At 36.8% G+C, this 12,706-nt stretch carries 14 protein-coding genes; 9 read left to right on the top strand and 5 right to left on the bottom strand.

The genetic code is table 11. The features are described from left to right. Positions 1-177: 177 nt before the first annotated feature. Positions 178-438, top strand: coding sequence for a hypothetical protein (locus tag DJ533_RS00770; RefSeq protein ID WP_010591040.1), 261 nt, complete (start codon positions 178-180; stop codon positions 436-438). Here the strand turns inward: DJ533_RS00770 and DJ533_RS00765 are convergent. Beyond that, complete coding sequence (locus tag DJ533_RS00765; protein ID WP_010591041.1) at positions 433-1,272, bottom strand: hypothetical protein; 840 nt, start codon at positions 1,270-1,272, stop codon at positions 433-435. The genes DJ533_RS00770 and DJ533_RS00765 overlap by 6 nt on opposite strands. A gap of 201 nt (positions 1,273-1,473) precedes the next feature. On the opposite strand from DJ533_RS00765, the gene DJ533_RS00760 reads away from it, so the two are divergent. Continuing rightward, on the top strand, positions 1,474-2,124 hold the full coding sequence (locus tag DJ533_RS00760; protein ID WP_005028512.1) for a hypothetical protein: 651 nt from the start codon (positions 1,474-1,476) through the stop codon (positions 2,122-2,124). Further along, positions 2,100-2,891 (top strand): TraX family protein, encoded by a 792-nt coding sequence (locus tag DJ533_RS00755; RefSeq protein ID WP_032056299.1) that lies wholly within the window; start codon positions 2,100-2,102, stop codon positions 2,889-2,891. Before DJ533_RS00760 ends, DJ533_RS00755 begins: the two co-directional genes overlap by 25 nt. A gap of 68 nt (positions 2,892-2,959) precedes the next feature. On the opposite strand, the gene DJ533_RS00750 is transcribed toward DJ533_RS00755, so the two are convergent. The 4 genes from DJ533_RS00750 to DJ533_RS00735 form a co-directional block, all read right to left on the bottom strand. Continuing rightward, positions 2,960-3,706, bottom strand: a complete 747-nt coding sequence (locus tag DJ533_RS00750) for a hypothetical protein (protein ID WP_005006124.1) — start codon at positions 3,704-3,706, stop codon at positions 2,960-2,962. A gap of 117 nt (positions 3,707-3,823) precedes the next feature. Continuing rightward, a complete protein-coding gene (locus tag DJ533_RS00745) occupies positions 3,824-4,564 on the bottom strand; it encodes a hypothetical protein (protein WP_005006125.1) in 741 nt (246 codons plus the stop codon). Between the two features lie 34 nt (positions 4,565-4,598). After that, on the bottom strand, positions 4,599-5,138 hold the full coding sequence (locus DJ533_RS00740; RefSeq protein ID WP_010591043.1) for a hypothetical protein: 540 nt from the start codon (positions 5,136-5,138) through the stop codon (positions 4,599-4,601). Between the two features lie 79 nt (positions 5,139-5,217). Beyond that, positions 5,218-5,640 (bottom strand): hypothetical protein, encoded by a 423-nt coding sequence (locus DJ533_RS00735; RefSeq protein ID WP_005028504.1) that lies wholly within the window; start codon positions 5,638-5,640, stop codon positions 5,218-5,220. Between the two features lie 59 nt (positions 5,641-5,699). Here DJ533_RS00735 and DJ533_RS00730 point away from each other — a divergent pair, with 59 nt between their 5' ends. The 6 genes from DJ533_RS00730 to DJ533_RS00705 all read left to right on the top strand — a co-directional run bounded on the left by DJ533_RS00730 (position 5,700) and on the right by DJ533_RS00705 (position 12,679). Beyond that, positions 5,700-6,506, top strand: coding sequence for a hypothetical protein (locus tag DJ533_RS00730; protein WP_065995359.1), 807 nt, complete (start codon positions 5,700-5,702; stop codon positions 6,504-6,506). A gap of 1 nt (position 6,507) precedes the next feature. Further along, the gene (locus DJ533_RS00725) at positions 6,508-7,362 is read left to right on the top strand and encodes a transglycosylase SLT domain-containing protein (protein WP_024160883.1); all 855 of its coding nucleotides are present in this window, start codon (positions 6,508-6,510) and stop codon (positions 7,360-7,362) included. Positions 7,363-7,447: 85 nt separating this feature from the next. Continuing rightward, positions 7,448-7,954, top strand: coding sequence for a thermonuclease family protein (locus tag DJ533_RS00720; protein ID WP_005006141.1), 507 nt, complete (start codon positions 7,448-7,450; stop codon positions 7,952-7,954). Between the two features lie 5 nt (positions 7,955-7,959). Further along, complete coding sequence (locus DJ533_RS00715; RefSeq protein ID WP_024160884.1) at positions 7,960-8,268, top strand: hypothetical protein; 309 nt, start codon at positions 7,960-7,962, stop codon at positions 8,266-8,268. A gap of 172 nt (positions 8,269-8,440) precedes the next feature. Continuing rightward, a complete protein-coding gene (locus DJ533_RS00710) occupies positions 8,441-9,976 on the top strand; it encodes a site-specific DNA-methyltransferase (RefSeq protein ID WP_024160885.1) in 1,536 nt (511 codons plus the stop codon). Between the two features lie 15 nt (positions 9,977-9,991). Beyond that, positions 9,992-12,679: a DEAD/DEAH box helicase gene (locus DJ533_RS00705; RefSeq protein ID WP_024160886.1), complete on the top strand. Its 2,688-nt coding sequence runs from the start codon at positions 9,992-9,994 to the stop codon at positions 12,677-12,679. The last annotated feature ends 27 nt before the right edge of the window (positions 12,680-12,706 follow it).

Below are 12,706 nucleotides of genomic sequence, written 5' to 3'. Positions count from 1 at the left end.
TAGAGATAATGTCGGCTCAAATATTGGGTGGCCTGGTTTTAACGGAAAGGGCTATACAACGAATGTTGTCAAGCGCACGTATATACTTTAGAGCAAGCTCAGGTAGCATGGGATAACGCACGGTCCATAGATCAACCGATCGCCGTGCACCACGTTCGCAAACATATTGTATGAAAGGTGGACTATCAATATATTCCCTCGATCTCACAAATAGATGATCCTTATATCAAGTATGTGGCGCTTGAAAAGGATAATTTAGGTTTATTCTGCGATGGAAATGACGTCTTTTGGTTAGACTTTGCCACGGGCAAAACCAGTACAGATTTTTCTTCTGCTACAAAACTTCGGTATGGCCAGGCCCTTTCGTTAAAAGATCGCTATATTCTTCTTCCTTTTGATATAGCCGATGCACATAAACGACCATGGTGCTATTTATGAATATTGAAATGCTTTTGTGTATGTCCAACTTAAATTGACCAACAAATTAGGTTCTTTATCCAAAGCGAATAGATCTGAATAAACATTAAAGTTTTTACCCAAAAATGCATTGTGTAAGAAGTGAATAAGGTCTAGATCCACGTAGTTAACCGTAGACACAATCTTTAAGTATTCAGACAAAGCTTTAAACATCGGTGTTAGCTCTGCGATGGCACGGCTAAACCGCTGTTCTGATTTATGCTCTCTATATTTTTCAAAGCCATTTTTCAAAATCCTTTTGAGCTCTGCATCATCAAATGGAATATTTGAATAAAACTCACCAGTACTAAGATCTCCAAAATTAGACATAAAGTTATCAATCACGGGGAATTTACGTTCTAGAGATAAGCGCTGCGTTGATCTGATCAATTTAATGAATGAATAGAAAAACGGTAAGAAGCGTCTGTAGTAATCATAAATAACCTCTGCAAGCTTACGATCGCGAACATCAGCATTGATGGCTACACATTTAGGATATTGCGTAACAAAAATGGGTTTCTGCAGATAAATGGTAAGGTCCTTAAACACCTCAACACCATTTAGGCGATTAGATTTAAGAAATGACCAATCTACCAAGTCATAATCAACTGCACGAATCTCTCTTAGATTTAATTCATCAAACTTAAAGTTGAGTAGGCGTAGGTAATCTACAAAATTAGCCAAGTACCATGGCTGAGTTTTATTGATGTTGTATTCAGGATGACTATCAATGTCCAAGTGATTTAATAAATTGGTCCACGACTTGTCAATTCCAGCCAAATTAACTTTTTTGTCTATTCGATCAGGGGTAAGCATAGTAATCCCAATTGTATATACTAATTCGTAAGAAATTAGATACATTGTATCAATAATTCCTAGAATAAATATTCTTTTAAATTTTTTATCAATTCTAATTCGCCACACAACAAAAATGCTTATTTACTGAGCTAAAAACTTATATCCAATTAATTAAAACCCTATATAATTATTTTAATACTCTAATTCGAGTGAGTTGTTATGATTAGTGATCCAATCGAAATCGCAAAATTAAAACAAAGCATCTTAGATTTAAGAAACAATATTTTTCCTCCACAAAACCTTTTAACGGTTGATGGATTACCAATTTATTATGGTGAGAAAAAGTTTGTTGATGAATATCTTGCACAATGGATGGACTTTTATCAAAAAGCATTAGAACTTTCTAGTCCTTTTGGTGATCCTATTGATTTGTCCGAAATAAATGAAATTCATTTGCCTGTGCATTTTAATTTGCCCGTGTTTGCTCGTAATGTCACTCGCATGATTTTAAATAAAACACTGGCCAAGGAATCTATTACTTTTCGTTCAAGTGCAGATCTGTTTGAGAAGTGCGGATACTTCAATCGTGAATATACGGATTTAATTTATGAGTACTTTGATCGTGATGAAGATAACGTATTGGTCGGGCATCGACCGTATAACGATATTCGTGCGTACTTGTTTTATGCCGGCGATGAAGAGCGTCATCGCACGAGATTTTATAACTCTGGACTGGTGCTCGGTTATCCCGAAGGTTGGAATAGCATTGAGATCTTAGATAATCGTAACAACACCCGAAAACAGCGTAGTGATGCTTATACAAACCCTTTAGCGAAAAATAACACATGGTTCATCTACAAGAAGCTGTAATTAGCCAAAGCGCCGTGCGAGATCGCAATAGAGCCTTGGATCTATTGAAGTGGATTGCGATTGTGACCATGGTTATTGACCACGCATCAATATTATTTCCTCAATATAATCTGTTGTTGAGGACGATTGGCCGTTGTGCTTTTCCTATTTTTTGTATCATGCTTGCATTCAATTTGAACCAAGCTATTCCTAAAAAGAAAACCCATACATTAAAAAACTATTTTAAAAATTTGGCGTTGTTTTGTGTGCTATCAGAAGTACCGTATCAACTATTCAACCAAGAGCCATTTACAACACTGAACGTCATGCCTACGTTGCTTTTAGGATTTTTGCTTGTTGTATTGGGGGAATCTAAACATAAATATGCAACGCTGCAGTTTGTCTCTCTGTTAGTCGTGACCACATTGCTATCTAATTTTATTATGTATAGCGTGTGGGGCGTTTTATTAATTGTATTCCTGTATTTATTCTTTAAAACAACCAACGTTCGTTCTAAGAAATACTTTTTAATGATCAGCGTCTTGCTCACTTCATTGGCCAACATTTTCAACTGGTTGATTGGTGGCTACTATACGGATATGACTACATATTCTTTGGCATTCTCATTTGCTGTCAGTAGCGCCATTGCAACGTATATTGGTGCACAATTCCTACTGAAAGGACAGCACATGAATATACCTTTTGAAGTACCGCCAGTGGGCAAGTGGGCGTACTGGTTCTATCCAGTACATCTCGTCATCATTTGGATTCTTTTTAAATTTGCATAATAAATTTAGGCTCAAAAAAAGCACCAAAGTATTTATGACTAAGGTGCTTTTTTATTGCTTAATCAGCGTTATTCGCTAGATCCAGCATCTAAACCGAATGAGCTAATTTCTTGCTGTCTTTCTTGCTCAGCTGCTTGTTCTGGTGATGCTTGTGGAGTAGGTGCACCAGATTGGTTATTTTGTTGATCATATTGATTCAGCAATTGCTTTAATGCTTCAGGATCTTGAGCAATTTGATTCGCAATTTCTAATGTTGGGTCCTGTTGTTTTTTACCAGCAACATAACCAAAAATAGCCAAACCAATGAAAGCAGCGAAGAAAGTGGCAAGTACGATCAGTACAAACTTACCAATAATGCTACCTTTGAAGCGTTCAAACCAAGTTTCATCTTCATAGTGGTAAGGTTGGTTAATGTTTTGGCAACCATCACTAAATGCATCCATCCACGCATTACGAACCAATTGTTTAATTTGTTCTGTTTGCGGTAAATGACCTTTTTTAACCACGTTTACTTTGATTTTTGGCTCTGCTAATACAAAACGTTTTTCTTCACCATTACCTAGTGTATTAACGAGCTCTACGGTACCAGAACAAGTGAAATAACGACCAACATCATTGTTTTCTAAAGTATCAAAACCACTGATTTGTATTGTTAACTCTTTAAGATCGGCATTCGGGATTTTTATATTTTTAGGTTGACGATTCAAATCTTCAGAATCCGTATCAACTGAGATTGTTAAAAGGTCATTGTTACTAAAAATTGAAACAAGAGGGTCGTGAGATAGAATGTCTTTTTGCTTCTTAATTAAACTCACAATGTATCACCAGTTAAAATAGAAATTAAAAGTATTATATTTTAAAAAAGGGTTTTAGTGATAGTTTATTTTATGTTTAACGCAAAAAAGCCACTTTTAAGAAAGTGGCTTTTAGGTTTAAGGGAGGTAGTTGTTATTTATAAAATATTCCTTTTTAATTCTCTTAATCTCCATGCCTTTGTCTAAAAGCAATTTAAACTCATTAAAATCATCACGCATAAGCTTATGAACCTTTAATGATTTTTGACTCTTAGCTTTGATAGCACTGTTGTATTGTACTGCAGCAACCAGATCGTAATGCTTATTTAGATCCAAACCATAAAGTGATGTTAATTTTTCAGAAATATAATCAAATATAACGGTCAAACAGATGACCTTATTGTTAGTGTTAGTCAGTATCTCTTCTGGAAATTCATTATTTCCCGAAGCTGCACTGGCTAAACGTGCCCATTCTGTCATGGGTAGGGAACCATCTTCACCAATCACGTTGATTAAGTTGTTTAAAAAGATAAAGCGGTGATTAAAAAACTTCACTTTGCTTTTTTGCAAAATTCTAAATGTATAAACGTTTGCCCAATACACAACATAGTTTTTAATCTTTAGACCATTGATTGAGTCTTGCGTTAATAAATCTTCATTGGTGATGCCATGATATTGAGTTGCTTCTTCAGTGACTTGTTTTTTTGGCTTCCAGTAGCTCTCTTCAGCATTATAAAGATACTGAACCTGTTCTATTGATGATGTGCGGCACTTTTTAATACGCGTCAAAATAGACGACTTAATAATGTCAGGCACATCAACTGGATTCTTGACTTTGGCGGTAAATTCCAGTGTGAGAAAACATAATGGTGCTGGCATAGCTTGGCCTTTCTAATATCCCTTAATTTATAACTTAAAACGTTCTATTTTCTGAATTGATATTCGCGAAATAAGGAACTAATTGCTTTTCTCGGTCATGAATGTATGCAGTTGATGACATATCCAATACCGCACCTGGTACATAAGTTAGGTTTAGATTGATATTTTCACCGTTACCATCGATCAAGACGCCATTAAACCGCGCTTTGTCTGAATCTCCTTTTACAAATAGCTGTTGGCCAACATAACCGGACAAGCTATTGATATAGAGGTTTTTCATTTTTTCCGAAGATTGCAAAGCATTTATATAGAGAAGATCCATAATTTTTTCTTCTCCATTTTGATTTCTAATTTTTACTGTTTTTGGACCAACAACATCCACAATTGTAGCAATCCATAAGTCATGATGTTCAACTTCCCAACCATTGTAGCGACTTTCAATCCAATCGGGGCTTAAGAGTCTTGGCTTAAAGGGGTAGGAGTAGATTTTGAATATTAAGATCGAAACCACAATTATGATTGGCAAGCCAAAACATATTTTTATTTTATGTTTCTTAAAAGCACTGTTAAACATAACCGTATATACCAAAAAATTTAAAACATTTTAACTTAAAATAATAAGTTTGTATTGGTTAAAACCATTGATATATCAATTATTCATCACTGTTATAGGTATAGCCATCATCACTACTGCGATCTTTACCTACTAATAATGCTTCAATACGCTTAGCTTCAGCTATTGTTCTGAGTGCATTTTCCTTTTTTTCTTGTCGTTCTGTATGTTTACGAATCGCTTCAAGAACCTCAGGAGATAAGGCGTTTTCAGGTTGTTGTTCTTGGGCTTCAGGCTCGGAAGCACTTGCTTCTTCAGCCTTTATAGGTTGGTCTTTTTTCTTAGGATCTACCAAGTCATAAAACACAAGTTCTTTTGATTCACTCGTTGCCGATTCGTCTAAAAACTTCTGTTCTTGACCTTTTAATGGATCTTGTTCATTTGGAGTATTAGAGTTATTACAGGCACTTAAAAGGGTGGAAATTAAAATAACCGTTGCGAAAATAAAAAGGGTTTTAGACACGTTGAAAATCCTTTAATATAATAACGTATTCTACATAATAAAAGTCCGTAGGTAAAAGTATGTCTTCAGATAAAAATAGTTCTGATAGTGCTACACAAAAGGTAAATATTACCAATGAGGTTTTAGATGAAGCTGCCATTAAACAGGCAATTGAAGCTAGTCAACCCCGTAAATCAGGTATTTTAAAGCGAGTCTTTTTTGATTTCGGGCGTAAAACCCACTGGAGTTCAGCTAGAAAAGGGTTTTTACCGCATTTATCTAATATTAGATCAATGCTGTCTCCAACATGCCCCGAATGCGGTAAATCGATTTTAATGCATGACAACAGGATTCCACGTTCTTATAAAGGCAACGTGAATTGGGTATGTGCACACCCTTTATGTGAATATGAAATTGTCGCACCTAACAATTTTAAACAACTGAAAAGACTCATTGCTAATACTCACTACCCAAGAGGGCAAGAACGTTTAGCTTCAATGAGTAATGATGAAATAGACAAGCTTGTTAAAAACCATCAGTTTTCGTCTTATTTGTATTTAGCATTATCTATGTTTACAGGCTTGTACGTAGTTTATATGTTCTTTAAAGCGCTATATCCAATGCTTGTTGTACCAGGTGTATTATTGGTGTTTTATCTATACATGGTTAGCATCAATTCAGCTTATCGTGCATGGCAAGTCCGTACTGGTCTTTTATTCTTACCGAATTCGCCATTCTTGGCATGGTTCCGCTATGCGCCAAAAAAATATAGCTTATCGTGGTATGACGGCAAAAACCCATTGCCAGTTGAAACACTGAATAAGTTAGCTGACCGTAAACAGCACCTAATCGACAATTTCAACAACAACGATAAAGGTGCTGATTAATATGCTGTTAAAACCAACGCTATTTGCGACTCTATTAGGATCAAGCGTTGCTTATGCTCAATTGCCTCAAAGTTCTGAGGCTCTAGGTTCATATGCAAACCATGTCAATTCTAATGGATCAAGTACACCATATCGACCATTTCAGGTCATGACCAACACTCAGCAAGAAACGGCGCCAGCAAAGCAAAGAGGCTTTACGAGTCGTTACTTGGGCGTGAAGTACACACCGAAAAAAACTGAAGAAACTTCGACTAGCACTGAGCGCACGGCAGTTGCACAAAATGGACCACAACCTAGTGGCCAGCAAGCACCAGCACCACAACAACAACCCGTTCGCCAGAATATCCGTCCTGTTACTTATACCTATCCAACTACGCAATACAATCAAGCGAGTGCATCTTACGATCAAACCGTACCGGGTAGAGTCGCTACTTTGAGTTGTGTTATTCATGCTGCGCGGTCAGAAGGTGTTCCGCTGTATGTTTTATTGGGTATACATAGCAAAGAGCGTGGTACCAATGGACAAACAGTGCAAAACAAAAACCTTTCATTGGATATGGGGCAATTCCAAATCAATACCATACACTTTAAACGTGGCGGTATGTTTGAAAGTTATAACAGCCATTATGTGCGTACTGATGGATGTCTGAATGCGCGACTTGCAGCCAAGATCTTGCGAAATCGATTAGCCACAAAACCGTCAACCGATTTTTGGGTTAGAGCAGCTGCTTACCATTCATGGACGCCATCTTTTAATGCGATATATCGCAATGGCACGGCGAAACAACCTGGTTTAGTTGCGTATGCACTTCAATGGAAAAACTGGCTTGAGAGAAAGGGGATAAATCCTAACTAATCAGCTAAATATATTTTTTAAGAAAAAAATTCCAGTTATGTAATGCGATATAATTTACCTATTCTTTACCCACTAAGGATTCAAAATGAACCTTAATACAACTTTAAAAAGTTTAGCTTTAACCTTATCCATGTCTGTTGTTGCTACTGCAGCTCAAGCCGATTTTGTTGGCAAAGTTGTACGTATTTCTGACGGCGACACTATCACCGTTTTAAACAACAACAATGAGCAGATCCGTGTTCGCTTCAACCAGATTGATGCACCAGAAAAGAGTCAAGCTTTTGGTCAGAAATCGCGTCAGAACATCAGTTTCTTGCATGAAACGATTGTGTATGTGCAAGAAAATAGTAAGGACCGCTACGGTCGTACTCTTGGTACCATTTTTCAGATGCGTACAAACCAAGTGCCTAACTTAAACATCGTGAATAGTGTTAACTATAAGCAAGTTAAAGATGGCTATGCATGGGCTTATCGTGAATATCTCAAAGATAAAATTATTTTGAGTGCTGAAAGCAACGCACGTTCTCAACGCCTTGGTTTATGGGCTGATCCAAACCCTGTTTATCCAAGCCAGTACCGTCACAATAAGTAATATTGATGAACGGTGAATTAAATACCGCTAAAGCCGTAGCGGTATTAAATAAATATGTACTGCAACAACAATGTGGTAATCGTATGGAACTGCAGTTTTTCAGTGAAGAACTGCAAGCTCAGATTGAAGCTCTCAGCTTGGCTTCTGTACGAAATGAGTTGGTTACTCAGTTGGCAAATTTGGGAAAATGTCTTTGTGATGAAAAGTTGGTGAATTGTTCAGCCAACGCAAATTACTCAGAAGTGGCAATAGATTTCCTTGAAATGCACTTAGAGTCGCTGGAAGGGCGACAGTTCAAAGAAGGTTTTATATGACATCTATTGTCATATCCACGGAATCCAATTAATCACCAAAACAGAACAAGCCACTAAGCTATTTAGTGGTTTTTTAATGGGTTAAATTAAATATTTTCATCATTCTTATAGATATAAAATAAATAAATAGTTGATAATAGGTTATTAATTTAAACCTATAATTGTGATTTTTATGCCTTTACTCGATTGGGTTAATCGTAACCAAGCCGAAGAAACAGCAAGCCAAGTTCCATTCCATCTTTTAAAATTCCAGAAATCATTTGGTGATACCGATACAGCCAAAGAAAACCTTATTATTCAGGGTGATAATCTACAAATCTTAAAATCTTTACTACCTTTATATGGCGGTAAGGTTAAATGTGTTTTTATTGATCCACCGTATAACAGTCAATCAGCTTTTGAGCACTATGATGATAAATTAGAACACGCTCAATGGCTTACAATGATGTATCCACGTTTGCAATTACTAAAGGAGCTTTTAACTGAAGATGGTTCTATTTGGATTACTCTTGATGATAACGAATCACATTATTTAAAGGTCATGTGTGACGAAATCTTTGGAAGAAAAAACTTTGTAGCAAACATCGTATGGCAAAAAAGATATTCGAGAGAAAACCGTGAAGCTATTGGAGATGCTCACGACCACTTGCTTGTATATGCTAAAAACTCAATGGAGTTTAAAAAAGTTCGTAATCTAGTTCCTATGAATGAAACGCAAGCAAAAGTATATAAAAACCCAAATAATGATCCTAAAGGCAGATGGCGTGGTATTCCTATGACAGCGCAAGCTGGACATGCTACACCAGAGCAATTTTATGAAATTGTGAGCCCATCAGGTAAATCTTTCAGACCTCCAGAGGGAAGGTGTTGGGGTGTTTCAAGAGCAACATATGATAGATTGTTAGAAGAAGGGCGAATATATTTTGGTAAAAATGGTGATTCACAACCTAATATTATTAGATACTTATCTGAAGTTAAAGGTGTAGTGCCTTGGACTTGGTGGAACCATGAAGATCATGGACATACCGATGAGGCAAAAAAAGAAAGTCAACTTTTGTATGGAAAAGATGAAACATTCTCTAGCCCAAAACCTGAAAGATTGATGGAAAAAATACTCTATATTGCGACAAATAAAGGGGATATGGTTCTTGATTCATTTTTAGGTTCAGCGACTACCGCCGCTGTAGCTCACAAAATGGAAAGACACTACATTGGTATCGAAATGGGTGATCATGCTCAAACTCACGTTATCCCGCGTTTAGAAAAAGTCATTGAAGGTGAGCAAGGTGGCATATCTAAATCCGTGGAGTGGCAAGGTGGTGGAGGTTTTAGTTTTTATAAACTAGGCAACGCCGTTTTTGATGATCAGGGATTTTTAAATTCTGATGTTAAGTTTATGGACCTAGCTAGTTATATTTGGTGGCTCGAAACTAAATCAGCATTCAATAGTGCTGTAAGCCTTGAGAGTCCATTCTTAGGTGTTCATGACGGCGTATCTTATTTCTTACTATATAACGGCATTTTAGGTGATAGACGGCCTAATAGTGGGAATGTACTCACACATTCTATATTAAACTTCCTCAATGATTGCCATACCAGTGAAGGTAAGCGTGTGATTATTGGTGAAGCATCACGACTAGGTAAAACCAAATTAGATGAATTAAATATTGAGTTTAAACAGATTCCATATTCGTTATATGGCAATTAATACGTAAGGTTCCTCATGACTTTTCAATTAAAAAACTATCAAAGCCAGTCTTTACAATCTTTAGAGAACTACCTAACTTTAGCTGCCTCATTAGGTGCTGAAAAAGCTTTTAATAAGTGTGTCGGTGAAGACATTAAATATAATGATCGCTTAGATGGAATTCCTAGTGTATGTCTACGCGTACCAACTGGAGGGGGTAAAACCGTACTTGCTTCACATAGTATTGCGATTGCTGCGCGTAACTACGTAAATACAGATTCTCCAATTGTACTATGGCTTGTACCAACAGATATGATTCGCCAACAAACACTTTTGGCGTTATCTGATGCTACACATCCATATAGAAAAGCATTACAAGGGTATTACGGCGATCGCATCAAAGTATGTGACATTGAAAGTCTACAAACTTTGAACAAGCATGATGTGAATCAATCATGCATTGTGATTGTGACAACGATTCAAGCGTTCAATATCGACAAGGAAAAGACTTATCAACGCAATGCTTATGCATTTGATGAATCATTAAGTGAACATTTTACGAGCCTTACTGACTTCCAAACTGAAGGCATGGATCGAGTATCAGAAGATACTTTGAAATATCAAACATTTCTAACGCAACGTGATATAGGCCGTGTAAAGCATTCCTTGGTTAACTTTTTTCATTTACATAGACCGATCATCATTGTCGATGAAGCTCATAAGAACCGGGGTGGTAAAACGTTTTTTACTACATTAAAAACGTTGAATCCAAGTTGTTTGATTGAGCTTACAGCTACTCCAAAAGACAATAATGTGCTTTATTCAGTATCGGCAGCAGAATTAAAATCAGAAGAGATGATTAAACTTCCTGTAGTTCTGACTGAACATACTGGTAGTTGGCAAGATTGTATTCGCGATGCGCTAATACAACGCCAGAAACTAGAAGTACTGGCACAAAATGAAAGGGAATATATCCGACCAATATTGCTAATACAAGCTCAGGATAAAAATGGTGATGCTAATGTAAATGTTGTTAAAGAACATTTATTAAGTGAATATGAAAATATTACTAACGACTGGATTGCTATTTCTACTGGTGGTACCAAAGAGCTTGAAGATGAAAATCTATTTAGCCCTAAAAGCAAAGTCAAGATTGTAATCACTGTAGAGGCATTAAAGGAAGGTTGGGATTGTTCTTTTGCATACGTGTTAGCAAGTTTGCAAAACATAAATTCTGCAACTGATGTTGAGCAATTATTAGGCCGTGTTTTACGGATGCCATACGCTAAACTGCGTCAAAATGACGAGTTAAATAAAGCGTATGCTCATGTCATTTCGAGTTCTATTGCACAAGCTACGATGTTACTTAAAGATCGCATGATTCAAAATATGGGGTTTGAGAAGTGGGAGGCTGATGCAACAATTGTCGCTAAACCTCAGTACAATCTTGGGCTTGGAGGCGATGGTACAGCAACGAAACAAAAGATCCCTGAAACTATGATCTCTGTCCCGTTTGAAGTAAAGCCAGAAACCCTATCCGAAGAACTTAAGCAAGCAATTCAGACAAGAGAAAATAGCCAAGGTACCTCTTTGATTATCAATAAAGGTACGACTAATGAAACTTTTGATAAGATTGAAAAGGCCGTAATTGATCAGACTCCGCCTAAACAACTTGAAAAGGTTCAGGAAGTCTTTAATGAAGCTCGTGCTGAACGCCAGGCATATCAAGCACCTGAAAACTGGAATGCTTCTTTCGCATCAATTCCACAACTAGGTTTGTTCGTGGATGGTATGTGGCAAATTGCAGATAAGGAAACAATAGAAGACTCTATAGAATGGAATCTATTAGATTTCCCTATACAACTTGAAGGTTTTTCTATCAAAGAAACCGTCAATAGTTTTGAGATTGATCTTAATATAGATGAACAAAAACTCAATTATGCGTTACTTCAGAATCAACAAGCTCAATTTTCTAATATGCCGACTCTGGTTACTGAAACCGATCTTATTAATTGGCTTGATCGCAAAGTAAGTAGACAAGGGGTAACGCAAGTTCAGCTAAGAGCATATTTAACAAAACTGTTAAGTTATTTGCTTCACGTAAAAAACTTTACTCTTACACAATTACATCGTGCTCAGTTCCAACTATCCCTAGCCATCACAAAAGAATTGGATCGGTTATTTGAGTTGGCGCGTCAACAGGCTTTCCAAGGCGATTTGTTTAGTCAATTCCAAGTGGCCAATCAGCCTCAACCTGAAAATACATTTAAGTTTGAACCAGGCAAGTATCCTGTAAAGAAACCTTATCGTGGTGGATGCAAGTTTGAAAAACACTTCTATGCTCAAATTGACGACCTAAGAGAAAAAACTGAAGGTGGTAGCCTTTCGGAAGAGTTTCGATGTGCTCAACTACTTGAATGGCACTCTCGAGTAAAATATTGGGTCCGAAATATACCGAAACAGCCACAAACATCATTTTGGTTGCCTACTGGTAAGGACTATTTTTATCCAGACTTTGTTGCTGAGTTGGATGATGGATCTATATTCGTTCTTGAGTATAAAGGTAGTCACTTAGATAGTGCCGATGATGCGAGAGTTAAAGATGCTATTGGTAGACAGTGGGCTAAAGATAGCCAGGGTAAGCGTATTTTTCTTATGGCGACAAAACTAGATAAAAACGGACGTAGTTTGGAAGATCAAATTAACCATGCTTTAGCAAAATAGATATATACCCACTAAAAAAGCCCCGAT

The sequence above is a fragment of the Acinetobacter defluvii genome, from assembly GCF_001704615.3.
GTDB classification, from domain to species: Bacteria; Pseudomonadota; Gammaproteobacteria; order Pseudomonadales; family Moraxellaceae; genus Acinetobacter; species Acinetobacter defluvii.
The sequence above is the reverse complement of the archived record's forward strand: the minus strand, read 5'-3'. Positions and strand labels throughout refer to the sequence as shown.

What these genes read in the sequence shown, in the direction of transcription:
- DJ533_RS00705 (WP_024160886.1), top strand. Translation starts at nt 9,992, where the DNA reads ATGACTTTTCAATTAAAAAACTATCAAAGCCAGTCTTTACAATCTTTA.
- DJ533_RS00755 (WP_032056299.1), top strand. Translation starts at nt 2,100, where the DNA reads ATGGTTCATCTACAAGAAGCTGTAATTAGCCAAAGCGCCGTGCGAGAT.
- DJ533_RS00730 (WP_065995359.1), top strand. Translation starts at nt 5,700, where the DNA reads ATGTCTTCAGATAAAAATAGTTCTGATAGTGCTACACAAAAGGTAAAT.
- DJ533_RS00715 (WP_024160884.1), top strand. Translation starts at nt 7,960, where the DNA reads ATGAACGGTGAATTAAATACCGCTAAAGCCGTAGCGGTATTAAATAAA.
- DJ533_RS00710 (WP_024160885.1), top strand. Translation starts at nt 8,441, where the DNA reads ATGCCTTTACTCGATTGGGTTAATCGTAACCAAGCCGAAGAAACAGCA.
- DJ533_RS00740 (WP_010591043.1), bottom strand. Translation starts at nt 5,138, where the DNA reads ATGTTTAACAGTGCTTTTAAGAAACATAAAATAAAAATATGTTTTGGC.
- DJ533_RS00725 (WP_024160883.1), top strand. Translation starts at nt 6,508, where the DNA reads ATGCTGTTAAAACCAACGCTATTTGCGACTCTATTAGGATCAAGCGTT.
- DJ533_RS00745 (WP_005006125.1), bottom strand. Translation starts at nt 4,564, where the DNA reads ATGCCAGCACCATTATGTTTTCTCACACTGGAATTTACCGCCAAAGTC.
- DJ533_RS00765 (WP_010591041.1), bottom strand. Translation starts at nt 1,272, where the DNA reads ATGCTTACCCCTGATCGAATAGACAAAAAAGTTAATTTGGCTGGAATT.
- DJ533_RS00760 (WP_005028512.1), top strand. Translation starts at nt 1,474, where the DNA reads ATGATTAGTGATCCAATCGAAATCGCAAAATTAAAACAAAGCATCTTA.
- DJ533_RS00720 (WP_005006141.1), top strand. Translation starts at nt 7,448, where the DNA reads ATGAACCTTAATACAACTTTAAAAAGTTTAGCTTTAACCTTATCCATG.